Here is a 24,204-nt window from a genome sequence, read left to right on the forward strand (position 1 = left end):
CTGGAAAATGAAGGTCCGGTTCAACCGGGATTTTCGGGAAAACTCGCCGAACTGCGTTTCTGTACGTTGTCAAGGTTTCCGATCTGTAGAAAACAAACCGGAGGAATTCGGACGCGGAGAACATAGCGTCAACGGTCGTCACAGCTGACGATTCATCCGTTGAAGGAGCTACCCACATGTCCCGCATTCGCCGATTGCCACGAGCCGCCGCAGCGCTCGCCCTGATCCCGCTTGCCGGGTTGGCGGTGGCGTGTGGATCCTCCGATTCCTCGGGAGGCGCCAGTTCCGGCGCCGAATTCACGCTGAAGGTTTTCGATCCGGGCAACTCCGGTGCGATCGCCGTCGGTAAGCGTGACGGAACCTATGACGAGGCGTTGGCTCCGCTGGGTGCCAAGATCGAATGGGTAAAGACCACACCGGGATTCAGTTCCAACCTCAAACTATTCAACACCGGTGAACTCGACATCCAGACCGGCGCCTACAGTCCTGTGGTCGGTGCCCTCTCCAAGGATGTCGGTGTCCGCATCTTCGCCACGTCCGACCCCTACAACAAGGATCAGGCAGGCATCATCGCCAGACCGGAGTCCGGGATCACGTCGGTGGCGGATCTGCCCGGCAAGCGGATCGCGGTCAACCCGGCCGGTAAGGGTGAGTACATCACCCTGAAGGCCTTGACCCAGGCCGGAATTCCTGTGGACTCCGTCGAGCGTGTGCCGCTGCAGCAGGCGGATGCCGCCTCGGCGTTCTCCACCGGTCAGGTCGACGCCTGGGCGTCATTTTTGATCCCGTACCAGGAGGCGAAGGCGAAGGGCGCGGTCGAGATCGCCACCGAAGCGAGCATCGGTTCGGTGGACAGCACCATCATCGCCGGCCGAACGAAGGTCCTCGAGGAGCATCCTGACGTGGTCGAGAAGTTCCTCGAAGTGACGCAGCAGCTCACGGAAAAGCAGCAGCAGGATCCGGCCGCATTCGAGAACGTCTTCGAGAAGACCGGCCCGAGGGCACTGTCGGGTCAGCGACTCGACGACGCGATTGCGCTCGGTGGCCAGATCACGAACTTTCGGTACCCGACCGCAGCCGATGCCCTCGACCTGGAGTCCATCTCGGCGCTGTTCGCCGAGAACGGTGTGATTCAACAGCCGCTGAAGGGCAGTGACGTGATCTTCGATCTCCCGGCGGCGCTCGACACCACCTCGGCCGAGGGCAAGTGACTGCGGTGGTGACCCTGTCGAGTTCGGTGCGCAGCGACGCGCCTGCGGCTCCGAAGCTGGAGACGCCCCGCTATCGCCGAACCCGTGAGCGGCCTCGATGGATCTCGATTCCCCTGCGGTTCCTCGTACCTGCCTTGCTCGTCGCCGCCTGGTCGGTCGGGTCGTCGTCGGGGCTGTTGAGCCCGGAGATCCTCGCCGGGCCGCCCGCGGTGTGGCAGGCGTTCGTGGAGCTGTATCAGTCGGGTCAGTTACTCGACTTCGGCCTCGCGTCGCTGCAGCGGGCCGCACTGGGTGTGGGGTGCGGTGTCCTGATCGGGCTCGTCCTCGGCGTGTTGTCCGGCCTCTCCGCACTCGGGGAGGAGTTGATCGACTCGACGATGCAGATCAACCGCGCCGTACCCTTCCTGGCGCTCGTTCCGCTGTTCATCGCCTGGTTCGGTATCGACGAAACGTTCAAGGTTGTCCTCATCACGGTCGCCACCCTCGCCCCGATGTACGCGTACACCTACCTCGGAGTGCGGGGAGTCGACCGCAAGATGGTCGAGGCCGCCCGCGGGTTCGGGCTCACCGGCTGGCGACTGGTCTTCGGCGCAATCCTGCCGACCGCACTACCGGGGGTGTTGATGGGTCTGCGTATCTGCCTGTCGCTGAGCATCACCGGCCTGATCGCGGCAGAGCAGGTGGGTACCCGAGAAGGGATCGGTTACCTCGTGACGCTCGCGCAGGAGTACAACCGCACCGACTACATGGTCCTGTGCATCGTCATGTACGCGATCCTCGGCCTGGTCTTCGACGCGGTGGTTCGCGTGATCGAGAAATTCGCAATGCCGTGGCGGCAGCTGTCGGTGACCCGATGAGCGCCGCAGAAGCACCGTTGCCACCGTTGGCGCCGCGCGAACGCACCGCGACGACCGCGGCGGAACGACGAACCGGGTCGCCCCTCGCGGTGTCGCTGTCCGCGGTGCGGAAGTCGTTCGGCGACAAGACCGTACTCTCCGGAATCGACCTCGAGATCACTCGCGGCGAGTTCGTCGTCCTGCTCGGCCCGAGCGGCACCGGAAAGACGACCCTGCTGCGACTGCTCTCGGGACTCGAACCGCCGGACGGCGGCGACGTCCTGGTCCCGAGACAACGCACGGTCGTGTATCAGGAGCCGCGGCTGATCCCGTCCAAGCGTGTTCTGGCGAATGTGTCGGTGGGGCAGAAGCGTGCACAGCTCACCCGCGACAACGCGCGTCGCGCGCTGGCCGAGGTGAACCTCGCGGACAAGGAACGTGCGTGGCCCGCCACCCTCTCCGGTGGCGAAGCGCAGCGGGTCGCGCTCGCCCGTGCCCTCGTTCGTGAACCGGAACTGCTGCTGCTGGACGAGCCGTTCGCGGCGCTGGACGCCCTCACGCGGCTGCAGATGCAAGATCTCGTCGGCGACCTCGTCGCCCGCCACCGCCCCGCCGTTCTGCTCGTCACCCACGACGTGGACGAAGCCGTCCGGCTGGCCGACCGCGTCCTGATCCTCGACAACGGCGGCTTCGCGGTGGATGTCGACATCGACCTCCCACGCCCGCGGGACCGCAACGACCCCGAGGCGCTGCGCTACCGGGCGACCTTCCTCGCCCAGCTGGGCGTAGGTCGCCATTCCTCTACCAGACAGGACATTTCATGACGGTGACAACTGGCAGTGCTATCGACACGCTCTGGTACACCCGCTGCCCGGTGCCCACCGCGAGCGGCCTCGCGAACAACCTCGGGTGGCTGGGGCGCACCGCGGAGACGGCCGGGGTGCAATTCGGTGTGCTGCAGGACGCGGGCCCCGAACTGGCAGTGCGGCATTTCGATCACCAGCTGCCGGGCCTGATCCGTGAAGGCGGCAACGTCCCCGCTCTCGCCGCGCGGGCGGAAGGATCCCCGACACGGCTGATCGGTCTCACCTGGATCGACGAGGCCCAGGCCATCCTGGTGCGCGGCGATTCGGAGGTCCGCGACGCCACCGGGCTGCGAGGACTCCGCATCGGGATCCCCGCCTGGGCCGCCGATCGTGCACGCAGCTTCCCGCGCGCCATGGCGCTGCACGGTCTTGCCTCCGCTCTGCGACTCGGCGGTCTCACGTTCGCCGAGGTGCATCTCGTCGAGGTCCCGACGACGGCAGCCCCGCAGGTTCGCACCGCCAACCCTGATCGCAACACCACCTGGGGCGTGGAGCCGTTGCTGGCCGGTGACGTCGACGCGATCTACGTCAAGGGTGCCCGGGCGCAGGAGGTGGCGCGACAGCACGGACTGGTGGTGGCGGTGGACCTCGATTCCACCGACGCCCTTCGCGTCCGGGTCAACAATGGAACCCCGCGACCGGTCACCGTGCACGAAGACCTTCTTCAGCAGCGGCCGGACATCGTGATCGGGTTTCTCGCCGAGAGTCTGCGCGCCGCCGACTGGGCGGCCGCGAATGTCGAACAGGTACGTGCGGTGTTCCAGACCGAAACCCAGTCCGGACCCGAAGGCGTCGTCGCCGCATACGGCGAGAACTTTCACACCGGCCTTCACTTGAGCCTGTCCGATGAGCGGGTGGATCTGCTGGGTGTGCAGAAGCAGTTCCTCTACGCCCACGGCTTCCTCGCCCACGATTTCGACCTCGCCTCGTGGGTTGCGCACGAACCGCTCCGGCAGGCACGCGCGCAGCTCGACGCCGAGAAGGCGGCACCGCAGTGACCGACTTCTACTGGGAACTACCGACTCGCGGTGACGGACGCAGGGTCGCCACCGAACTCGGCACTCGCGGTGGTTTCGGGGTCGGGACCCCGCACAGCGTCGCCACCGATCTGCGTCCCGGCCGATTCGGCCCCTTCGACGAACTCGCCCAGGTGATCCACGCCGCGGAACTGTCGGGGGTCGACGGTGTGGTCGCGGGATACGACCCGTCGGGCGAGGAATCCTGGATCGTGGCCGCGGCCGCACTCCGGCAGACACGCCACGCACGGGTCGCCGTGGAATTCCACCCCGCCTTCGGAACCCCGGTCTACGCGTCGAAGATGTCGGCCACCCTGCAACGGCTCTCGGGTGGCCGGCTGGAGTGGCGCCTGGCGGTGGAGACCGATCCCGCAGACGCACGTTCGCGCGGCGATCGGGTCACCGGCCGCGACCGCTACGCCCGCGCCGCCGAATTCCTCACGGTCGCCCGCGGGGTGTGGAACGACGAGGAGATCCTTCCTGGTGGGTTCGGAGGCACCGGGTACGAGTTCGCAGGCGACTACTACGACGTGATCGACGGCGGCTTCCGGGGGATCCTGTCCGGACTGCCGTTCCCCGTCGTTCATCTCACCGGGGACTGTAAGGACGCCCTCGCGTTGTCGGCCCGCCACGGTGACGTGCATCAGTTCGCGCTGACCGAATCCGGCTTCGAGGGTCCCGCGCAGACCCTGGCAGCCCTGGCACGTGAGCACGGGCGATCGGTGCGGACGCTGCTGCGGGTACCGGTCATCGCGCGGGAGACATCCGACGAGGCGTGGGCACGCGTCGAGCGCCTGTGGCGGGAAGTCCACCCCGGCCCCGGCATCGACGATCCCCGCGCCCTCGACCGGGGCGAGTCCCGGTGGGCGGGCTTCGACCGCCTCGGCCACCCGCAGAGCATCGGACTCGTCGGCAGCTACGAGGACGTCGCACGGCAACTGTCGTCGCTCCGCGAGCGCGGCGCCGACGGCTTCGTCCTGGCCGGACGCCCGCACATCGAGGAACTCCATCGCGCGGGTGAGCACCTTCTGCATCTGGTCGATCCCGCCGGACGCACCCTCGCCACACAGGAGGCGCACTCATGAGCGTCGACTTCTACTGGCGCATCGGGATGGAAGGTGATCACGCGTCGTTGCGCACGCCGCGGCGCTACAACCGCGGCGACGCGGGTGGCCACCGACCCGGCAATATCGCTCCGGCGATCCGGGGCGGGGAACTCGACGGCTACGGGTACATCGACCACATGGCCGCGGTGGCGAAGGCGTCCGAGTCGGCCGGGTTCCTGGGCGGTCTGCTGCCGTCCTTCCCGATGACGGAAGACCCCTGGGCCACCGCGGCCGCGCTGGCCGCCGAGACCACCACGTACCGATTCATGGTCGCCTTCCAGCCCGGGTTCCTGCACCCGGTGCAGGCGGCCAGGATGTCCGCGAGCCTGCAACGCGCCACCGGAGGCCGGCTGGTCTACAACATCATCAGCGGCGGCGGCGGTGGCCCTCAGCTGTGGTGGGGAGACAAAGTCGATCACGACGACCGCTACGCCCGCACGTCCGAGTTCCTCGACGTCCTCCGAGGGGTCTGGGACGGAGAGCCATTCGACTTCGACGGCCGGTTCTTCCGCACCGCCGGTGCGGCCCTGGCTCCTGGTCTGGCCGGACAACCGTTCCCCGAGGTGTACTTCTCCGGCTCGTCCGCGGCAGCCGTCGCCGCCGCGGGCACGCACTCGGACTACTACCTGTCCTGGCTCGAGCCGTACGCAGACCTGCGGAAAAAATTCGACGGCGTACGAGAGCAGTCCGCGAAACTCGGGCGCACCCCCAAGTTCGCTGTGCGGATCGACATCGTCGCCCGCCACACCGAAGAAGCGGCCTGGGCGGAGATCGAGAAGGGCTGGGCCTTCGTCGACAAGGATGCCGCAAACCGGGCGGCGCAGGGCGATTCCGTCGGGGCGGCCCGCATCAAGGGCTGGGTACCCGAACACATCACCGGCTACCGGGACCTCGAAGTCCAGCCCAATGTCTGGTGCGGCTTCAGCCTGATCCGAGGCGGCCCCGCATTCGGCCTGGTCGGCAGTTACGAGCAGGTCGCCGAACGTCTCGACGAACTACGCGCACTCGGCGTGGACGCCTTCATCCTCGCCGGCAATCCCCACCTCGAGGAGGCGTACCGCGTCGGCGAAGAAGTACTTCCCCTGCTGCAACGCACATCACCCATCACTTCCGGACAGGACACGCTGTGACTACCACCGAGAACCGACTGGACCCGCAGATCGCCACGTTCGTCGACGCCGCGCGCCGCGACGCCGACAAGGCGTTCACCGTCTTCCGGAGCACCGGCACCGTGTCGGCCAACGGCACGGTCAACTTCGTCGAACGCGTGCCGGGCACCGAGATCGCGGTCGCGCTCAACGACCCCGGCCCGTGGGCAGACGATCCGGGTGTGTCACCAGTGGTCGCGACGTTCGACGGTGAGGTGCTCTCGGGCAACGGCTCTGCGGGATTCGTCACCGGTTACGCCGCCGTCTTCCGGCAGCACCCCGAGATCACCAGCGTCGTGCACATTCACACCCCGTGGCTGGGCGGGTGGGCGCAGACCCACCGCACTCTGCCGATCCGGTACGCGGCCTCGCAGCGCCTGACGCTCTCCCGCGAGATTCCGCCCCACATCGACCGGTCCCGATCGGCGGGCGAGTTCATTCTCGAACGCCTGCAACACGACCCGGATCTGGTGGCCATCTTCGAAGCGAACGGCGGGGTCAACGTGATCGGTCGGAGCGGACTGCTAGACCTCGCGAAGTTCGTCGTACTACTCGAGGAAGGCGCCCAGTTCCAGGCGATCGCGGAGTCGCTCGGCGGGTCCGTCGAATTCGATCCGTCGAATCTCGCGGTGCAGTGGGGGCGCTCGGGTCTCGCCGACGAGGCACGCCGCCGCGGTCTCATCTAACACCATCGTCCCCCGTCCCCATAGGCAACCAAAACAGAACAGGTAGAGATCATGACAGTGCGCGTCGGATACTTCCCGCACAACAATTCGCTCTTCGTGCTCCGGCACACCGGAATGCTCGAACGCCGGCTACCGGACATCGAATGGGTCGACCTTCGTGAACTCCCGTCGAAGCCGCCTGTCGATCCCGTCAATGCCCTTCCGACCCTGCATTCGGACTGGCTGTTCGACGACGGCGGATACGACGTCATCGGCACCGGCTTCACCCCGCCGATCACCGGCCTGGCCCACGGCCGTGACCTCGTCTACATCGGCATCTCCGGTCCCCGCGTCGAGAACGGCCGACTCGTCGTGAAGGCGGACTCGGGCATCGAGTCCGTCGCCGATCTGCGGGGGAAACGGGTCGGGATCGCCCATGGGTCCTGGCAGACCACGCTGCTGCTGTTCGCGCTCGACCGGGTGGGACTGACCTGGTCCGACATCGTGCCCGTCGACACGGACGTGCGCGAAGGCGGAGCCGAACTCGTCGGCGGCGCCATCGATGCCTGGGTCGGCGCCTACCCGGGACTGACGGACATCGAAGCGGATACCGAGCTGCGCACTCTCGTCGAGACCGAGGGACTGTTCAGCCATCCGTCGCTGTGGTTCACACGCCGAGATTTCGCGGAGAACAACCCGGAACAACTGCGCGCGATCATCGAGGCGCTGCAGGAATCGGACGAATGGATCGAGCGGAATCCCCACGCGGCCGCGCAGTACTTCGTCGACGACGTGGAGCGGCGAGGTGGCACAGCAAGTCTCGACGCGTGGGAGGCAGCGCTGCGCGGACGGCCGTTCGGCATCAACCCGGTCACCGAGGAATTCCTGGACGAACAGCAACGCGCCGCCGACCTGCTGCTGTCGAACGGGTTGCTTACACGACCGATTCAGGTGCGCGACGCCGTGGTTCCGTGGATCGGAGAGTTCGTCGGCACCGCACGCTCGACCGTCTAGGTAGCTCGCGGCGTCAGGTTCCGGGCGGCGAACTCGCCCGGCACCTCACGTGGCGCGACGCGCAAACCCGTACGAGGCGGCGGATCGACGGGTTGCGCTGACCTGGTTCGACTCGCCGACACTCACCATGAGCGGTGGAACAAAGCCTATGTCCTGTGGGTGTCGGGCATCGTGTACCTTCACCTCGGCGCACGGAGTTCGCGCTCGAAGTCGCGAAGTCCTCGCTCAGGATCCAACTCGCCGTCGAAGACAGAATCTGCACCGCACTCGCAATCGAAGTTCTTGCCTGAACCGCAGAGGCCATGGGCGACATCGTTCGCAGTTCGCGGGCGGTAACCCGGTCGTAGAGGGCCTTGCGTTGCGGGTTGGCCGCTGCCCACGAGTCGAATGCGAGTTGCCACTGCGCCCGTGCGGCGGCGCCGCGCTCGCACGCGTTGCGGGTGTGGGCGATCACCTCAGGTTCGACCTGGAAGGTCAGCTTCGGGGTCGAAGCCGGGCTTCGCCTTGACTGCGGCCCCAGGCCGGGAACGCGGGTGCCGAGTTCGCCGCGGACGGTGGCGGGGGTGTGGCTGTGCCGGATGAACAACCGTTGCACGTCGGGTGATTCCTCTCGTGAATGGGGTTGTGCGTCAACGCCGGTAATCATGCATGGTGTCCTCGGTGACCGCGACGATCGTTCAGGTGAGGGCCGGGTCGAGCGCATGAAGGGCGTGCACTTCCGCCCGGGAGGGCGCGTACGCGCCGGATCTGCTGACCGTCAACGCACTCGTGTGTATCGCGCGGAGCAGTGCGGGTTGGACATCGGGCCAGTCCACAGCCGCGAGTCGATCCCGTGCTTGGGGTGAGCCGAGCAGGCCCGCGTCGAGTAGTCCGGAGAGTAGTCCGGCCATGAAGGAGTCCCCGGCACCGACGGTGTCGCCCACGGTGACCGGTGTCTGGTCGATGTGGAGCATGTCCCGGTTGTGAGCCAGTCGCGCGTAGGCGCCCCAGGATCCGCGGGTGACGATCACCATTGCTGGTCCTGTCTTCACCCACCGCCGCATGATGTTCTCGACCGGCACGCCCGGGTAGAGCCAGTCGAGGTCCTCGTCGCTGGTCTTTACCACGTCGGACAGTGAGACCAGGTGCTCGACGCGGTCGACGACGGTGTCGGGCGAATGCATCAGTGCGGGACGGATGTTCGGGTCGTATGACACGGTACCGAGGAGCCGCATCCGTTCGGCGGCGACGACCACCGTCGAGCCGCCTGGTTCGACGGTGGCGGCGATGCTGCCGGTGTGCAGATGCCCGAACGGTTCCAGGTCCGGCAGTTGCGGGACCGCCCAGTTCAGGTCGAACTCGTAGTTTGCGTGTCCGTCCGCGTCGATCCGGGCGAACGCGACCGACGTCTTGTGTGCGGAGTCGGTTCCGGGCGTGATCTGCACGCCGGCGGACTCTGCCCACTGTCTGAGCAGATTTCCCCGGGGGTCTTTGCCCCAGTGGGAGCAGATGCTGGCCGGGTGGCCGAGTGCGCCGAGTCCGACCGCGACGTTGAGCAGGCTGCCGCCGACGTGTTCCTGAGTGAATCCGGGCCTGGTGACGACGTCGATCAGTGCTTCGCCGAGGCTGAGTACGCTGGTCATCAGTGCGCCCGTACCGCGGTCGGCTGGTCCGGGCCGTGGTCGAGTGCGACGCCGAGCTCGGCCTGCATCTCCTCGAGCGGCACACCCTTGGTCTCGGGCATCGCCTTCAGCACCCAGATCAGCTGACCGACCATGGCGAGGAAGAAGATGCTGAACGCGGCGCCGGCACCGAGGGCACCGATGATCGGCGGGAAGGCGAACGAGGTGATCGCGGCGAATACCCAGTGGGTCAGGCTGCCCAGCGACTGCCCCTGACCACGGATCCGATTCGGGAAGATCTCCGAGAGGAATACCCAGATCACCGAGCCCTGGCCGACGGCGTGGGCGGCGATGAATCCCATCAGCCCGATCAGCACCAGTATCGACGACGTAGAGGTGAACTCGCCACCGCGCGCATTTTCGTAGTAGAACATCACGGCGGCAAGGAATCCCAGGGACATCAGGTAGCCGATCGAGCCGACGATCATCAGCTTGCGCCGGCCGAGCCGGTCGATCAGGCTCAGCCCGACCATGGTGGCGACCAAGTTCATCGCGCCCACCCCGACGCTCATCAGGAACGCGGCGTTCGTGCTGGCGCCGGCCTCCTGCATGACCCGTGGCGCGTAGTACAGGACCGCGTTGATGCCCGACAACTGGTTGAAGACGGCGATCGCGACGGCGAGCAGGATCACCTTGCGGTGCCCGCGCGTGAAGAACGGCACCTTCGTCATGTTCGCGGTGGCCGCCAGCGACTCCCGGATCTCACTCATCTGGAAGTCGACGTCGGCTTGGGTGGCGCACAGGCGCTTGCTCGTTGCGGTCGCGTCGTCCCATCGACCGTTGGCGGCCAGCCAGCGTGGCGTTTCGGGAACGGTCGGCAGCATGAGGACGAACACCAGTGCCGGAACGATCATGACGCCGAGCATCCAGCGCCAAGCATTGTCGCCGGGGACCGCCGCGCGGATGACGGCGTTGGATGCATAGGCGATGAGGATGCCGAGCACGATGTTGAATTGCACCAGCCCGACCAGGCGTCCTCGGTTGGCCGCGGGGGCGATCTCGGCGGTGTAGATCGGTGCACAGACGCTGGCACCACCCACGCCGATGCCACCAATGAACCGGAACAGCATCAGAACTTCGACGTTCGGGGCCAGGGCAGACCCGAGGGCGCCAAGAACGAAGAGGACGCCGATCACGTAGAGCGCCTTCTTGCGGCCGTACCGGTCTGCCGGCCGGCCGGCGACCAGAGCGCCGAGGATCGTCCCGATGAGTGCGGTGGTGACGGTGAAGCCCAGCTTGGCATCGCTGAGCGCGAACACCTGCTGGATCTGTTCCTCCGCACCGGAGATGACGGCGGTGTCGAATCCGAAGAGCAGCCCGCCGGTCGCGGCGACTATGGCACTCCGAACAACTATGGGTTTCACGAGATGTCTACTTCCTCTTGCGGTTGAAATATCTTGGAAAAGAAGGATTTCCGCGCACAGTGCGATGGGTTGGGCACCCACGCCATCGCCCGTCGACCGCGGGGTCGAGTGGCTCGGAGCCAGAAGCGCCCTGCGTCTCGACGGATGTCGTGACCGCTGCGGGCGGCAGCCTGCTCCAGCGATTCCGCCGCCAGGCATGTGTGAGCGATGCCCGTAGGGCACGAGGTTGTGGCCACGAACTTCATGTCACGCGCCTTTCCTAGCGGTTCGCTGTCGTAGCCGAGGCGGCGACCGATCGAGGCGGCCCTGCCTGATCCTGCGTCGCTGTATCGATGAGCTTGCGGACAGTTATAGCTGTGACGTGGCTCTCATGTCAACATATACGGGCCTAAACACATACATTCGGACACCAATAAGCAGATCAAAACAACACGCCGAAGTGGCTTGGCGGCCTGCAGTGCGATCACCTCCACGCCGGGGCGAGCCAGAGTTCCGGGCGCGCGCTGCCTGGAGGGGCGGAGTCTGCGGGGGCTCGACTGTCTCCACGAAAGCGTCAGGCGTGCGCGTGAAACTGTTGGCCCGGAACGGGATGTGGCCGGCGGGGCGGCCACCACCCCACAGCCTCAGCCCGCACAACTCGTTGGTGTTGGCGAAGGCACTCTCAGCGCATCCCGATGCAGATCTCGCCGGTCGTGACGCCGTCTTCGAGCACCTCGAGGGAACGGCCCCGCGTTTCGGCACCTTTCGTCCACACCAACACAAGCGCCGCCACGCCGACGACGAACGTGAACAACGACCCGGCGATGCCGATTTCCTTGACGAGCGACGGAAGCCGGACTGACGGTGCCTCTCGCGTCTGTCGTGCGGCGCGCTCTGATTCCCGCCCACTCGGGCAGGATGAGACAGTGGGCGATCGAACCGCAGCAGACCTCGAACGTGAACTCGCCATGCTCGTCTACGTACGCGGATGCAGGAGTCGCTCGCGTGGCCCGCAATGGTTTACGAAAGGGGATCGATGTCCTGCGATCCCGCAATGCAGAACTGGAGCGGGGAGTCGCCCGGCTTCGCCTGCTCACCGGCGACGGTCAGTCGTGTTGACCGACGGCGGCACTGCCGGGTGGCGGAGAGTGCCGGATCGCGGCGTCCCGCAGTGCCCGCAGCAGCGGTGTCACCCGGTTGCGGCGGTACACGAACCTCACGACCGCGGGCGGCGCACCGACCAGCGGGATGAACTGGACGTTCCGATGGGTTACCCGCCGGCGGGCAACTTCGGGAACCGTGCCGACACCCCGATCGGCGGCGATCAATTCGAGCCAGTCGTCGAAGTTCGAGCACGTCACCACCGGGCCGTCGTGGTTCGGCCACAGATCTTCGGATGTGGTGCCGCTGAGGGTATTGATGACCAGGGGAAGCGTTCCGAACTCGGCCCAGTCGATCGATTCTCGGGTCGCGAGCGGCGACGCCGTCGAGACCGCCGCAATCCGCTGCTCCTCGAACAGCGGGTGCTGCACGAAATCGTCGCCGGGAACATCCCGGCGGACGACGGCGGCGTCCACGGTGGCGTTGTTCAGTGCGGCGATGGGGTCGTCGTAGCGACGCGGAACGACGGTGGCGCGGGAATTCTTCTCGACGTCGTCGATCACCTGCTGCGCCCACGGATCGGGCAGGAGCCAACTGAAGCCGAGGACGAGGGATCGGTTGGTGTACAGCGCAACCGCGGAATCGAGATCGCCGAGGATGACGCGCACCTTCTCGACGAACCCGGCACCGTCCTCGGTGAGGGCAAGTGCCCGCGAGGTCCGGTCGAACAATCGCACGCCGAGCGAGGTCTCGAGCTGCTGCACCGTCCGGGTGAGCGCCGGCTGGGTGATGTGGAGTGCGTTCGCCGCCGCGGTGAACGAGCCTGCGTCGGCGATCGCAACGGCCGCCCGCAGATGCCGCAGTTCGATGGACATAACTCCCAAGCATAGATCCGGCCGAAGAAGCATTTCCGCTCCGCAATGCGGCGGTGCACGATGAGAACGGAAAGACCACGCACACATCGACCGAAAGGATCCTGGTGTTCGATCTCGAGGACGGCCTCCGAATTCCCATCATCGGGGCGCCCATGGCAGGAGGACCGAGCACGCCCGAGCTCGTTGCCGCGGTCTCGTCCGCCGGTGGCCTCGGTTTCCTTGCGGCCGGGTACAAGACCGTCGACGCGGTTCGGACTCAATATTTTCGTCCCCGGCCGCCCCCTGGCCGACCGTGCCGCGGTGGAGGCCTACCGGTCGTTGCTGCAGCCGCTCGCGGAGCGCAGGCAGGTGTCGCTGCCGGCGGTCGTCGACTTCGACGACGACGCCTTCGACGCCAAGGTCGACCTCGCGGTCGAGCGTGCCGTTCCCGTGGTGTCGTTCACCTTCGGCCTTCCGCCGCGCGACGTCGTCGATCGGTTACACGACGCCGGCAGCGCCGTGGTGGCCACGGTGTCCGATGTCGACGAGGCGCGCTCGGCCGCTCGGGTGGGCGTCGACGCGATAGGTCTGCAAGGAGTGGACGCGGGCGGGCACCGAGCGACGCTCGACCCCGACGCCGAGCCGGACCCACGTTCGACGAGGGACTTGGTCGAGGCGGCCCGCTCAGCGATCGACCTTCCGATCATCGCGGCGGGTGGGATAGCGACCGCAGCAGACGTCGCGGCGGCACTCGCGGCCGGTGCCACCGCCGTCCAGATCGGAACCGCTCTCCTCGACGCCGACGAGGCAGGGACCAAACCCGCGCACCGGGCCGCGTTGCACGACGCCCGCTTCACCGACACCGTCGTCACTCGCGCATTCTCCGGCCGTCCCGCGCGTGGCCTGGTCAATGACTTCATCACCGACTTCGATGCTCACGCGGTGGCGGCATATCCGCAGGTGCACCTGCTGACCAGTGGGTTGCGTGCCGCAGCAGGCGCCGCCGGCGACCCGCACGGCCTCGCCCTCTGGGCCGGTGTCGGCTATCGCAGTGCCCGTTCGGCCCCCGCAGGGGAGATCGTTCGGGACCTGTGGAGTGAAGCACGGTAATTCCCATGGATATCGGCGATCTGAACTTCTTCCTGGCCGTGGCCCGCGCAGGCGGAATCTCCCGGGCATCGAAGGAACTTCTGACGGTTCAGTCGAACATCAGCTCACGGATCCGCGCGCTCGACGACGAACTCGGAGTGGAACTGTTCCGCCGCCATGCCCGTGGCGTGACCCTGACGAACTCCGGCGAACGTCTCCTGCCCTATGCCGAGCAGATCACTCAGCTCGTGCGGGAAGTGAGGCAGGTCGTCAGCGACGATCGAGATCCGGGCGGACGATTGGCGATCGGCTCCATGGAGACCACCGCGGGATTGCGGCTTCCCGGGGTGCTGGCAGCGTTCAGCGAAGAGTCCCCCGGGTCGACTTCACCCTGGCGACCGACACCACGGACGCGCTGACCACCCAGGTGATCGAGCACCGACTCGACGGTGCGTTCGTCTGCGGACCGGTGCGGCACCCGGACCTGGTGTCCGAGCAGGTCTTCATCGAGCAACTCGTGCTGGTGAGCGGCGTTCGCGTGGCCGATCTGGACTCCGTCATGACCGATGGCCGGCGGCACAGGGTTCTCGTCCTGCGGGCCGGCTGCGCCTACCGGGCCCGCCTGGAGCGGCTCTTCGAGCAGCACGGAGTGCCGAGCCCGGACGTCCTCGAGTTCGGAACTCTCGAGGGCATCCGCGGCTGCGCGGCTGCGCGGCTGCGGGGATGGGCGTGACCCTGTTGCCGCTGGGCGTGGTGACCACGTCGCCGTTGGCGGCGGCCTTGAAGGTGCATCACCTCGGACCGGCCGACTCGCGCGCGGAAACCCTGTTCATCCGCCGCACGGACTCCACCATGACCCCGGCCATGTCGCGATTCCTGTTCCATACTCACGAGTCCAGCCGCCCGGCTTCCCTGAAATCCGTGGCTCGCTAGAGGGACCTGCGTGCCCACCGAATGTTGTTGAAAGAGAATGCATGAACGCAGTAGACAGCGCCGGCGAGCTGACCGCATTCCGCACGCCTACATCGCCGTGGGTCACGGTCGGTCAGGTCGGGGCCGCATTGGCGGCCAGCATGGGCATCGGACGGTTCGTCTACACGCCTGTGCTCCCACTGATGGAGGCCCAGGCAGGATTGACACCGTCGGCGGGCGCCGCTCTGGCGACGACGAACTATCTCGGATACCTCGTCGGGGCGCTCGCCGGAATCGTCCTACCCGCCTTGGTGCGCTCGGCGGCAGCCATGCGTGTCTCGCTGCTGATCCTGACCGCCACGCTGGCGCTCATGCCGGTGACATCGAACGAAACCGCCTGGGCCGTACTGCGTTGTGTTGCGGGTGCTACCAGTGCGATGGTCTTCGTCATCGCTGTCAGCGCCATGCACTCCACTCTGAGTGGGCACGCGGCACACCTGTCGGGTTGGGCGTTCGGCGGAATTGGAGCAGGTATTGCCCTCTCCGGGCTCGTCGTCCTCCTCTTGCGATCGATGAGCACGTGGGGATCCGTGTGGTGGGCGGCCGCACTGCTGACCCTGATCTGCACCCTCGCGGCGTGGACTCTCACACCGGAACGCGCTCCGACGACGCCGGCGGCCGAACGCAGACGGTCGGCCAAGCAGGGTCACCGCCGGTTCAGTGCGCTCTTCATCAGCTATTCCCTCGAGGGCGTCGGATACATCATCGCCGGCACCTTTCTCGTCGCAGCGATCGACCACACCGCAGGCAGCTTCGCCGGCAGTGGCGCCTGGGTGATCGTCGGGCTGGCGGCGCTACCGTCCGCTCCACTCTGGGCGTCGCTCGGCCGACGATGGTCCCGCCCGATCCTGCTGGTGATCGCCCTCGTCGTTCAGGCCGCCGGTATCGCGCTGCCCGCGGTGGCAGACGGCATCTGGCCCGCCCTGATCTCCGCCTTCCTGTTCGGAGGAACATTCCTCGGCATCAGTCAGATGTCGCTGACGATCGGCGCTCACCTCCAGTTCCCACGCGCCGTCGCGATACTGACAACCGGATACAGCCTCGGTCAGATCGCGGGCCCGCTCATCGTCACGCCACTGCTCTCCGATGGCTACCACCTGGCATTGCTCGTCGCTTCGGGCATCGTCCTGGCGGCAGCACTCGCCGCCGCGCTACTGATCACCCGGTTTCGTCAGCGCGCGACGGGCGAATGAGCAGGGCGTCGAAAGCAGGTGTGCGAGGCGGGACCCGACCCGCATGCGTCCACTCACATCAGGTCTGTCGAAACGAGTCGGAGCCACAGCCATAGCCGCGTGGTCGGATTGTCGAAGTCGATCTGGAACTCTTCGGTGATACGGGTAATCCGGTACCGAATGGTATTGCCGTGGACATGCATTCGGTCCGCCGCTTTGGACACGTTCGCGTTCGAATCGAAGTACGCACGCAGGGTGATCAGAAAGTCGGTGTGGTGCGTGGCGTCGTACGCCCGAATCGCATCGATGACGTCGAACTTGTCGAGATGCTTCTCGGCGATGTACTTACCGATCTCCAGTAGGTTGAGCTCGGTCCAATAGTCCTCGAACACAGCCGCTGCCGGGGCTCGAGGTGTCGGATTCTCTCGCGTGACCGACTGCTGGTGAATCAGGTACTGCAATGTGCGCACCGCCTCGGTGCGGGATCGAGGTAGCTCGCTGATCTGCGCGGCGATGCCGCCCACTGCCGCGACGACGGGATGCGCGCTGATCGTCGTCGCGTAGGAGCCGATGTCACGGATGACGCGACGGTGGGCTGCCCGGGGAGAGTCGCCCGCGCAGGGCAGCAGCGCATACACGACCGAGTCGATCAGGGCGCTGTACGCACTGCGGAACTGGACGTTGCACGTAACGGTCACGAGTTGCAGTAGCCGATGTTGCTCGCGCATGGCGTCGAGGCTGCCGGCGTTCGGGTGGGCGAGGGCGAACGCCGCGATGGCGAATCCGTCGGTGAACTCGAGACCGAGTTGCGCGGCAGCGAACGAGGCCTGGGCCGGATCGTCCATCAATGTCCGCATGAGGTCGGCGTTGCGTCGCTCGGTGAAGTCGGAAGCGGATCGGGCGTGGAGCATGTGCAGTCCGGCCAGTGGAGCCAGCCTGTCGAGCGCATCGAGGGCCGGTTGGCGGCGTTCACCTCCGGGATCGATGATCCAGATCGATCCGAGCAGTTCCCCGCCCGCCCGGACCGCGAGTGCCAGCCGGTCCGCGATCCCGCTGGGCGACTGCACGAACAGTGCAGCGGTGGAGGAGTAGACGACCTTGAAATCGGCGTCGAGGGCTGGGGGCGTCCGCTCCTGCAGGGTCAGAGTCGTCTCGCGCCGTAGGTCGTCGATCGGCTGGCCCGGCACCGTGGAGTATCCGAGGATGCGGCCCGAAGGATCGACGATGCTGGCGGCTCCATTGGCTATCGAGGCTACGGCGTTGGCGAAGGCGAACAGATCGCCCAGACGCACGCCCGATACCGAATCGACCGCAGCACCCGCGACCGCTGTGCGTGCCATCGCGATCAGTCGTGTCCAATCCGCGTCGTCTCCGACGACGAGCACGGGAACGTCGTGACGACTGGACGCGGCCCGCAGGTCCTCGATCGGTGTTCCTCGTGCTTTGACGATCACGGCGGCGGCCTCGCCGTCGGCGGCGTGGACGAGTACTCGCTCGAATCCGGCCGACCCGCAGGACACCCCCATCGCAAGGACGACGGTGTTTCTGACGTTCGCCTGGTCGTCGAGTGCGTCGTAGAGCTGCACGTCGGCGACGGGGCGGCGGAGGTTCTCTGCCGTCGGATTCGCGTGCAGTAGATCTTCCTGCACCAGGTCGGTCCAGACCGACAGCGCGATCGGCACAGGTGTCGCGTCTCCGTGCCGCGGCAACTCCTCCGATAAATGCATTTGGAAGATCTTACAAGCAGTAGTTCACAGCTTGGAAACTCCTCCATATCAACCAGGTGAGGTCTGGATCACTATTGGTTCCACCCCGCGCACCGGGTGTCAGCACCACTTCGAGGAGTCCCGATGAAACTCAGAGATATCAGGTCGTTAGTGAAGGTCGAGGGCCCCGCTCGGTCCGTGCCGCAGCGGCTTGCACGTCGATGCCACAGCATCGAAGACGTACGAAAGATGGCCGCCGCGCGTCTCCCGCTGAGCATCTTCGACTACATCGAGGGCGGCGGCGAAGACGAAGCGTCGGTCCGCCGCAATCGTTCCTCGTTCGACGACTGGTCGTTCGTGCCACGGTGGGGCGCGGTGGAGAACCTCGACCTGGCGTCGACTCTCCTGGGCACGCCGGTTGCCATGCCCTTGATGCTCTCTCCCACCGGGGGAACACGCCTCTTTCACCCGGAGGGCGAACTCGGTGCGGCGCGTGCTGCTCTCGCCGCGAATGTCCCGTACGGTCTGGCGCACCTGAGTACGACGCCGATGGAACTGGTCAGCACACAGACCCCGGGCCTTCGTCGCTGGTTCAACATCGAACCGATGGCGGACAAGGGCATGCTCCAGGCGATGCTCGACCGGACAGCGAACGCGGGATACGAGGCCCTGCTGGTCAACGTCGATTGCCGAGCGATCGGTCATCGCGAACGCGACTACCGCAACGGCTTCACGGCACCCCCGTCCCTGAAACCGCGGACGGTCATCGAAGGGGCACTACATCCCTTGTGGGCGTGGAGGTTTCTGCGCAACGACGCAATCGCCTTCCCCAATCTCGACGGGACCATCGCGGAGGGGCCGCTGGCGAGCACGCCGGATATGTGGCGAACCCTGCTGTCGGGTTCCTACGAGCCCACCGACTGGGACACCCTCTGCGACCTGCGCTCCCGATGGAGCGGTCCGATCGTGCTCAAGGGGTGCGTCAGCGCCGACGACGCGGCGATCGCCGCTGACATCGGGATCGACGCCATCCAGGTCAGCAACCACGGCGGCCGGCAACTCGATCACATGGCCTCCCCGCTGGACGTGCTGCCGGAGATCGTCGAACGCGTGAACGGTCGGGTCGAGCTCATCGTCGACGGCGGCATCCGCCGCGGCTCGGACGCGATCAAGGCGCTGGCGCTGGGGGCGAATGCGTGTGCGATCGGTCGCCCGTACCTGTACGGCCTCGCGGCGGCGGGCCAGGAGGGTGTCGCGCACGTGCTGCGGATCTTCGCGGCGGAGATGACCCGGACGATGATGCTGCTGGGGGTCTCGAGCATCAAGGAACTGCAGGACAACGGGCCGTCCCTCGTTCGGAACCGCCATGCCGCCTTCGCCCGCTCGACGCACGCGTCCACCGGACCGCACACGGCCACACCGAAGCAGAAGTCCTCGTCATGACGAGTCGTCCCGGAGGCTACTCTCACCGATTCCTGTGTGCCGGAGCACTCGCCGCCCTCCTCTTCTCCACGGTCGGTTGCGGCCGGCTCGAGGAATTTGCGGACCCGCCGGCCTCGGCTCCTGTCGAGGGCGACACCACGCCGTCACTCGCGGTGAACGAAGCGGCCGTCGCACTGCTGCCCGGCTCGGTGATCGCACGGCACACACTGCGGGTGGCGATCCCGACGAATGAACCTCCCACCCAGTTCTATTCGGAGGGCACACGATACATGACGGGCACGAACCCCGACATCGCGAGACTCATCGGAAAGGCCCTGAACGTGGACGTCGACATCAAGGTCGTCAATTTCGACTCCATCATTCCCGGGATCGCAGCCGGACGCTACGACATGACGGTGTCCTCGATGACGCCCACCACCAAGCGGATGGCGGCAATGGATTTCGTCGACTACATGCAGGTGGGAAACGCCATCGTCGTCGCGAAGGGAGGGGAGCCCGTCACGAAGGACACCCTCTGCGGCAAGAGGGTCGGCGTCCTGACGGGCTCGTATCAGCTCACCGTCAACATCCCGGCCTATGAGCAGGAGTGCGCGGCCGCCGGTAAGCCGCCGATCCTGACCGGCCAGTTCCAGGACACCCGGCAGGCGATTTCTGCGCTGACCAGTGGCCGGCAGGACGCCGTGCTGGCAGATTCCCCGATCCTCTCGTACGCCACGGCGAACAATCCCGCCCTCGAGTTGTCGGACACATTCGATTACACCCCCGTCGCCGTCGGCGTGACCAAGGAACCCGCACTCGTCGACGCCGTGTCCGCAGCACTCGACGCCGTCATCGCCAGCGATGCGTACAGGGAAGTCCTCGGAAAATACGGTTCGGAGTCCGCGATGATCACTCGAGCGCGCGTCAACGCGGCTCAATAAGGAGACCTACCATGCAGCAATTGGCCTCGCGAGACGCCTTCCCGCCTCCGTTCGCGGTATCGGCGCCCCCGGATGCGTCCATTCCGGTTGTGCCGCTCAAACATCCTGTGCGACAGACGTTCGGACTGGCACTGCTCATCGTCGCCGTGGCGGTGACGTGGAACGTCGCAACCAACGACCGATTCCATTGGACTGTCGTGTCGTCCTATCTCTTTGCCCCGGAGATACTTCGAGGCGTAGTTCTGACGATCATCCTGACGATCGTCTCGATGACCGCCGGGATTTCGCTCGGGACGCTCCTTGCCGTCATGCGACTGTCGGACAACCCGATCGTCAATGCGATCAGCCGGGGCTACATCTGGTTCTTCCGGGGAACTCCGCTCCTCGTCCAACTGATCTTCTGGTACAACATCGCAGCCCTGTATCCCACCATCTCGGTCGGAATTCCGTTCGGGGGACCCGAATTCATGATCGGTTCCGTCAATACGCTGATCACGCCACTCGGGGCCGCCCTCCTCGGGTTGTCTCTGAACGAAGCGGCCTACATGGCAGAGATCATCCGCGGTGGCATCGGATCGGTGGACAACGGCCAGTACGACGCGGCTCAGGCGCTGGGAATGAACAAGACTCAGCTGATGCGCCGGGTCATTCTTCCCCAGGCCATGCGTGTGGTGCTACCGCCGACGGGGAACCAGGTGATCTCGATGCTGAAAGGGACAACCCTCGTCAGCGTTCTGGCGATCTCCGACCTGCTGTACTCCGCGCAGATCATCTATTCGCTGAACTACCAGACGATTCCGCTGCTCATCGTCGCGAGCCTGTGGTATCTCCTGATGACCACCATCCTGAGCTTCTTCCAGGACAAGCTCGAGAAACACTACGCGCGCGGGTTCACCGCGTCGATAGCCCCCGCACGCCGTCGATTTGCACTGGGAAGGGCGAGATGAACACCGTCATGGTGAAAGCACAGGGCGTCCGGAAGCGATTCGGTGCCACCGAGATCCTCAAGGGCATCGGCCTCAGTGTCGAACGCGGCTCGGTGACCTGCCTCATCGGACCGTCCGGATCCGGGAAGACAACGTTCCTGCGCTGCATCAATCACCTCGAGAAGGTTGATGCGGGCCGCCTGTACGTGGATCAACAGTTGATCGGCTACTCGGAACGCAATGGCCGGCTTCACGAGATGAAGCCACGGCAGACGGCACGGTCCAGGCTGAATGCCGGGATGGTGTTTCAGCGCTTCAACCTGTTTCCGCACATGACCGTTCTCGAGAACATCGTCGAAGCCCCGATCCACGTTCTCGGCAGACCCCGCGACGAGGTGACAGCGGAGGCGCACGTGCTGCTCGATCGTGTCGGACTGGGCAACCGAGGTCAGGCATACCCGCGGGAGCTCTCCGGGGGACAGCAACAGCGGATCGCGATTGCCCGCGCACTGGCGATGAAGCCCAAGTTGCTGCTCTTCGACGAGCCGACCTCAGCGCTCGACCCGGAACTCGTCGGTGAGGTACTGGACGTGATGAAGTCCCTTGCGGAAGCCGGTATGACCATGGTCGTGGTCACTCACGAGCTGGGGTTCGCCCGCGAGGTCAGCGATCAGATCGTCTTCATGGACCAGGGTGTCGTCGTCGAGGCAGGCCCGCCGTCCGAGGTTCTGGGGAACCCGCAGCAGGAGAGGACCCGCGCGTTTCTCTCGAAGGTGCTGTGAGCACCTCACCCGCCCGCCCGAGATCGAGAACAACGAACATTCAGAACTGAGGGACCACATGAACAGGCAACAGGTCAGCACAGAACACGCACCCAGCCCTGCAGGGCACTACTCCCAGGCGATCCTTGCCGACGGGGTCCTGTACACGGCGGGCCAGACGCCCCACCACCCGGAGACGTGGGAACTCGTCGGCACCACCATCGAAGAACAAACGGAACAGGCGATGCGAAATCTGGCAGCCGTACTCGAATCGTGCGGCTCGGACTTCTCGCACGTGGTCAAAGCGACCGTCCACCTGCAGGATCCAGCGCGAGACTTCACCGGTTTCAACGAGACGTATCAGCAGTTCGTCTCGCACCCGTACCCGGCGCGGACCACCGTCGGATCGCATCTCGGTGACTTCCTGGTCGAAATCGACGTGGTCGCCCTGTGCCTCCGCTGACTGGGTCGATTGCACACTCCGACTGACGGAGTCGCTCGATTCGAAATCAAGACGATAGGGCCCCGCACGGCAGAGATCCTGTGGCATTCTCACGAGGTGCGACGGTGCAAGGTGAGAGTGGTGTGGCCGGTTCGCCGGCCGCGACCACGTCAGGGGAAACCGTTCATACTGAGTGTCGTTTAGTGCACTCTGCATGAGTGTCCGGGTTACCCCGGTCACGTTCACCACTCGGTGGTGTTCCCGCAGCGATACCGTCTGCCCGCCGGGCGGCGGGTCGTATGGTTGGTTTCTGTCGGGCTTCGTTTACGTCTCGTCCGCAACTCGCCGAAGACGCACCACCGTCAACAACCGCTGCGAGGGCAGCGAGGTTGAGGGCAGCGTTGTGATCACGATCCGCGCGGAATCCGCACGCATCGCAGGTGAACACCCGAACATTCAGAGGTAGCTTGGCTTTCACTACCTGACAGTTCGAGCAGGTCTTACTCGACGGACACCACCGATCCGCCACGTGCAGGCCGGTGCCGGTCCACTCGGTCTTGTACGTCAGTTGTCGCCGGATCTCGGCGAGCCCCGCATCCTGCAGAGCCCGGTTCAGCCCGCGTTTGTAGGCGCCACCGGAGCGGGTCATTCCGGCAATGTTGAGGTCTTCGACGACGACGGTGTCGAAGTCCCGCACCAGTCGGGTGGTGAGTTTGTGCAGGTGATCGCGGCGTCCGGCCGCGATGCGGGGGTGTACTGCCCGGATCTGGTCCTGGGTGCGTAGCCAACGCCTGGACGGCTGCCGGCCGGTGCGACGATCCGGGCCGACCCGGCGGCACGCACGGCGCTCGAGACGACGCAATCTCTTCGCGTGCTTGCGGGCATGTTTCGGGTTCTCGATCTTCTCACCGGTCGAGAGGACCGCGAGGTGCTTGACCCCCACATCCACCCCCACGACCGACCCAGGATCAGCGGCAGCGGGTGGGAGTGCCCTGACGGGGAGAGTGATTTCGACGGAGAAAGACACCTGCCACCGGCCCCGACGATACGACAGGGTCGCCGACCGGATCCGAGCCGACCCGGCGATCGCCTTGCGAGCCAGTTTGCGGGTCGATTCGCCCGTCCGGATCGCCCCGATCCGAGGCAACTGCACATGACGGCGGTCACCGCCGGCGGTGACCAACCCGAAACTGCCGGTGGTGAACCGGCAGGACAGCAACGCCCGTTTGCTTCGGAACCGCGGAAACCCCATCGAGCCTGTACGTTTTCCGGACCGGGCGTCGGACCAGTTCGATAGGGCGGCCGCGCAGTTCGCGAGTCCGGAACTGTAGGCCTCTTTCGAGTTCTCCGGCCACCACGGCTGCCCGGTCTCGGAGTTGATCGTGACGTCGTTTTTCACGGTGTTCCAGTGTTTGCGCAGACTGTACGCGGACCACGACATCGACGGGGTCAGCTCCGCGTCGGGAACACCATAGGAGCGTTCTGCGGTTCGTTGGTCGAGGTTCGCCTTGACCTGCGACAGCGCCCAGTTGTAGGCGAAACGCTGCGCCCCGCAATGCGACCGCAACGCCTCGATCTGCCCCGGGGTGGGATCGAGAACGTCCACGAAAGCACGGATCACCGATCGAGACGGGTCTGCAGCGTGGTCGAGCGCCGTGACCTCGTCACCGGGATCGGCGAGCAGCGCTGTGGGGGTCACGCCAAGTCCTCCGCAGCGGTCACGTCAGCTGCGGCACGGCGACATGCACCACGCCACCCACGCTGGCGAGCGCACAACGCGGTCATATCGCGCACCAGTTCATCGGCCCCCGTCGTCGTTGAAACACGAGCAGGATACGACAGTGCACCGACAGCACTGCCTCGACGAACCCGAACTCGAAACCGGCGAGGCGGTCCCGATGCTCGATGGGGCGATCGTCTACACACTCGGATCAGTTACCGGCCTGCGAAGC

Annotated in this window: 20 protein-coding genes and 2 pseudogenes; 16 read left to right on the top strand and 6 right to left on the bottom strand. The window is 65.9% G+C overall.

Features of this window, described 5'->3' with window-relative positions:
• Window positions 1–176: 176 nt before the first annotated feature.
• From ACNJ7E_RS32565 to ACNJ7E_RS32600, 8 genes are read left to right on the top strand one after another with little or no spacing between them, the layout of a single operon-like run.
• A complete protein-coding gene (locus tag ACNJ7E_RS32565; protein WP_280780093.1) occupies window positions 177–1,211 on the top strand; it encodes an NrtA/SsuA/CpmA family ABC transporter substrate-binding protein in 1,035 nt (344 codons plus the stop codon).
• Window positions 1,208–2,068, top strand: coding sequence for an ABC transporter permease (locus ACNJ7E_RS32570; protein ID WP_418341845.1), 861 nt, complete (start codon window positions 1,208–1,210; stop codon window positions 2,066–2,068). Before ACNJ7E_RS32565 ends, ACNJ7E_RS32570 begins: the two co-directional genes overlap by 4 nt.
• Window positions 2,065–2,871 carry an ABC transporter ATP-binding protein gene (locus tag ACNJ7E_RS32575; protein ID WP_280780094.1) on the top strand — a complete coding sequence of 269 codons (807 nt, stop codon included), beginning with the start codon at window positions 2,065–2,067 and terminating at the stop codon, window positions 2,869–2,871. The genes ACNJ7E_RS32570 and ACNJ7E_RS32575 overlap by 4 nt, the downstream gene beginning before the upstream one ends.
• Entirely contained in the window at window positions 2,868–3,911 is a 1,044-nt protein-coding gene (locus ACNJ7E_RS32580; RefSeq protein ID WP_418341846.1) for an ABC transporter substrate-binding protein, read from the top strand. Before ACNJ7E_RS32575 ends, ACNJ7E_RS32580 begins: the two co-directional genes overlap by 4 nt.
• The gene (locus tag ACNJ7E_RS32585) at window positions 3,908–5,014 is read left to right on the top strand and encodes an LLM class flavin-dependent oxidoreductase (RefSeq protein ID WP_280780096.1); all 1,107 of its coding nucleotides are present in this window, start codon (window positions 3,908–3,910) and stop codon (window positions 5,012–5,014) included. The genes ACNJ7E_RS32580 and ACNJ7E_RS32585 overlap by 4 nt, the downstream gene beginning before the upstream one ends.
• Entirely contained in the window at window positions 5,011–6,165 is a 1,155-nt protein-coding gene (locus ACNJ7E_RS32590; protein ID WP_418341847.1) for an LLM class flavin-dependent oxidoreductase, read from the top strand. The genes ACNJ7E_RS32585 and ACNJ7E_RS32590 overlap by 4 nt, the downstream gene beginning before the upstream one ends.
• Window positions 6,162–6,869 carry a class II aldolase/adducin family protein gene (locus ACNJ7E_RS32595; RefSeq protein ID WP_418341848.1) on the top strand — a complete coding sequence of 236 codons (708 nt, stop codon included), beginning with the start codon at window positions 6,162–6,164 and terminating at the stop codon, window positions 6,867–6,869. Before ACNJ7E_RS32590 ends, ACNJ7E_RS32595 begins: the two co-directional genes overlap by 4 nt.
• Before the next feature lie 51 nt (window positions 6,870–6,920).
• Complete coding sequence (locus ACNJ7E_RS32600; RefSeq protein ID WP_418341849.1) at window positions 6,921–7,862, top strand: ABC transporter substrate-binding protein; 942 nt, start codon at window positions 6,921–6,923, stop codon at window positions 7,860–7,862.
• 677 nt (window positions 7,863–8,539) lie between these two features.
• On the opposite strand, the gene ACNJ7E_RS32605 is transcribed toward ACNJ7E_RS32600, so the two are convergent.
• The 4 genes from ACNJ7E_RS32605 to ACNJ7E_RS32620 form a co-directional block, all read right to left on the bottom strand.
• On the bottom strand, window positions 8,540–9,484 hold the full coding sequence (locus tag ACNJ7E_RS32605; protein WP_418341850.1) for a carbohydrate kinase family protein: 945 nt from the start codon (window positions 9,482–9,484) through the stop codon (window positions 8,540–8,542).
• The gene (locus ACNJ7E_RS32610; RefSeq protein ID WP_418341851.1) at window positions 9,484–10,887 is read right to left on the bottom strand and encodes a sugar porter family MFS transporter; all 1,404 of its coding nucleotides are present in this window, start codon (window positions 10,885–10,887) and stop codon (window positions 9,484–9,486) included. Before ACNJ7E_RS32610 ends, ACNJ7E_RS32605 begins: the two co-directional genes overlap by 1 nt.
• Entirely contained in the window at window positions 10,884–11,132 is a 249-nt protein-coding gene (locus ACNJ7E_RS32615) for a hypothetical protein (protein WP_418341852.1), read from the bottom strand. The genes ACNJ7E_RS32610 and ACNJ7E_RS32615 overlap by 4 nt, the downstream gene beginning before the upstream one ends.
• A gap of 840 nt (window positions 11,133–11,972) precedes the next feature.
• Window positions 11,973–12,842 (bottom strand): LysR family transcriptional regulator, encoded by an 870-nt coding sequence (locus ACNJ7E_RS32620; RefSeq protein ID WP_280780103.1) that lies wholly within the window; start codon window positions 12,840–12,842, stop codon window positions 11,973–11,975.
• 104 nt (window positions 12,843–12,946) lie between these two features.
• On the opposite strand from ACNJ7E_RS32620, the pseudogene ACNJ7E_RS32625 reads away from it, so the two are divergent.
• The 3 genes and pseudogenes from ACNJ7E_RS32625 to ACNJ7E_RS32635 all read left to right on the top strand — a co-directional run bounded on the left by ACNJ7E_RS32625 (window position 12,947) and on the right by ACNJ7E_RS32635 (window position 16,075).
• Window positions 12,947–13,931 (top strand): annotated as a pseudogene (locus tag ACNJ7E_RS32625) (nitronate monooxygenase).
• Window positions 13,932–13,936: 5 nt separating this feature from the next.
• A pseudogene (locus tag ACNJ7E_RS32630) lies at window positions 13,937–14,843 on the top strand (LysR substrate-binding domain-containing protein).
• A 41-nt stretch (window positions 14,844–14,884) separates the two neighbouring features.
• Window positions 14,885–16,075: a YbfB/YjiJ family MFS transporter gene (locus ACNJ7E_RS32635; protein WP_418341853.1), complete on the top strand. Its 1,191-nt coding sequence runs from the start codon at window positions 14,885–14,887 to the stop codon at window positions 16,073–16,075.
• A gap of 53 nt (window positions 16,076–16,128) precedes the next feature.
• Here ACNJ7E_RS32635 and ACNJ7E_RS32640 read toward each other — a convergent pair whose 3' ends face one another.
• A complete protein-coding gene (locus tag ACNJ7E_RS32640) occupies window positions 16,129–17,781 on the bottom strand; it encodes a PucR family transcriptional regulator (protein ID WP_418341854.1) in 1,653 nt (550 codons plus the stop codon).
• 123 nt (window positions 17,782–17,904) lie between these two features.
• On the opposite strand from ACNJ7E_RS32640, the gene ACNJ7E_RS32645 reads away from it, so the two are divergent.
• From ACNJ7E_RS32645 to ACNJ7E_RS32665, 5 genes are read left to right on the top strand one after another with little or no spacing between them, the layout of a single operon-like run.
• Window positions 17,905–19,203, top strand: a complete 1,299-nt coding sequence (locus tag ACNJ7E_RS32645) for an alpha-hydroxy acid oxidase (RefSeq protein WP_280780107.1) — start codon at window positions 17,905–17,907, stop codon at window positions 19,201–19,203.
• A complete protein-coding gene (locus ACNJ7E_RS32650; protein ID WP_418341855.1) occupies window positions 19,200–20,123 on the top strand; it encodes a transporter substrate-binding domain-containing protein in 924 nt (307 codons plus the stop codon). Before ACNJ7E_RS32645 ends, ACNJ7E_RS32650 begins: the two co-directional genes overlap by 4 nt.
• 11 nt (window positions 20,124–20,134) lie before the next feature.
• Window positions 20,135–21,070 carry an amino acid ABC transporter permease gene (locus ACNJ7E_RS32655; RefSeq protein WP_418341856.1) on the top strand — a complete coding sequence of 312 codons (936 nt, stop codon included), beginning with the start codon at window positions 20,135–20,137 and terminating at the stop codon, window positions 21,068–21,070.
• Window positions 21,067–21,831 carry an amino acid ABC transporter ATP-binding protein gene (locus ACNJ7E_RS32660; RefSeq protein ID WP_418341857.1) on the top strand — a complete coding sequence of 255 codons (765 nt, stop codon included), beginning with the start codon at window positions 21,067–21,069 and terminating at the stop codon, window positions 21,829–21,831. Before ACNJ7E_RS32655 ends, ACNJ7E_RS32660 begins: the two co-directional genes overlap by 4 nt.
• Window positions 21,832–21,889: 58 nt before the next feature.
• The gene (locus ACNJ7E_RS32665) at window positions 21,890–22,273 is read left to right on the top strand and encodes a RidA family protein (protein WP_418341858.1); all 384 of its coding nucleotides are present in this window, start codon (window positions 21,890–21,892) and stop codon (window positions 22,271–22,273) included.
• Window positions 22,274–22,436: 163 nt separating this feature from the next.
• Here the strand turns inward: ACNJ7E_RS32665 and tnpB are convergent, their stop codons facing one another.
• Window positions 22,437–23,951, bottom strand: a complete 1,515-nt coding sequence (tnpB, locus tag ACNJ7E_RS32670) for an IS607 family element RNA-guided endonuclease TnpB (RefSeq protein ID WP_418341859.1) — start codon at window positions 23,949–23,951, stop codon at window positions 22,437–22,439.
• Between the last annotated feature and the right edge of the window lie 253 nt (window positions 23,952–24,204).

The organism is Rhodococcus mengyinensis (assembly GCF_048381435.1).
GTDB lineage: Bacteria > Actinomycetota > Actinomycetes > Mycobacteriales > Mycobacteriaceae > Rhodococcus_F > Rhodococcus_F opacus_D.

Coding starts and splice junctions, on each gene's coding strand:
- ACNJ7E_RS32565 (WP_280780093.1), top strand. CDS start 177: ATGTCCCGCATTCGCCGATTGCCACGAGCCGCCGCAGCGCTCGCCCTG.
- ACNJ7E_RS32575 (WP_280780094.1), top strand. CDS start 2,065: ATGAGCGCCGCAGAAGCACCGTTGCCACCGTTGGCGCCGCGCGAACGC.
- ACNJ7E_RS32580 (WP_418341846.1), top strand. CDS start 2,868: ATGACGGTGACAACTGGCAGTGCTATCGACACGCTCTGGTACACCCGC.
- ACNJ7E_RS32590 (WP_418341847.1), top strand. CDS start 5,011: ATGAGCGTCGACTTCTACTGGCGCATCGGGATGGAAGGTGATCACGCG.
- ACNJ7E_RS32600 (WP_418341849.1), top strand. CDS start 6,921: ATGACAGTGCGCGTCGGATACTTCCCGCACAACAATTCGCTCTTCGTG.
- ACNJ7E_RS32605 (WP_418341850.1), bottom strand. CDS start 9,484: ATGACCAGCGTACTCAGCCTCGGCGAAGCACTGATCGACGTCGTCACC.
- ACNJ7E_RS32615 (WP_418341852.1), bottom strand. CDS start 11,132: ATGAAGTTCGTGGCCACAACCTCGTGCCCTACGGGCATCGCTCACACA.
- ACNJ7E_RS32620 (WP_280780103.1), bottom strand. CDS start 12,842: ATGTCCATCGAACTGCGGCATCTGCGGGCGGCCGTTGCGATCGCCGAC.
- ACNJ7E_RS32635 (WP_418341853.1), top strand. CDS start 14,885: ATGAACGCAGTAGACAGCGCCGGCGAGCTGACCGCATTCCGCACGCCT.
- ACNJ7E_RS32640 (WP_418341854.1), bottom strand. CDS start 17,781: ATGCATTTATCGGAGGAGTTGCCGCGGCACGGAGACGCGACACCTGTG.
- ACNJ7E_RS32645 (WP_280780107.1), top strand. CDS start 17,905: ATGAAACTCAGAGATATCAGGTCGTTAGTGAAGGTCGAGGGCCCCGCT.
- ACNJ7E_RS32650 (WP_418341855.1), top strand. CDS start 19,200: ATGACGAGTCGTCCCGGAGGCTACTCTCACCGATTCCTGTGTGCCGGA.
- ACNJ7E_RS32655 (WP_418341856.1), top strand. CDS start 20,135: ATGCAGCAATTGGCCTCGCGAGACGCCTTCCCGCCTCCGTTCGCGGTA.
- ACNJ7E_RS32660 (WP_418341857.1), top strand. CDS start 21,067: ATGAACACCGTCATGGTGAAAGCACAGGGCGTCCGGAAGCGATTCGGT.
- ACNJ7E_RS32665 (WP_418341858.1), top strand. CDS start 21,890: ATGAACAGGCAACAGGTCAGCACAGAACACGCACCCAGCCCTGCAGGG.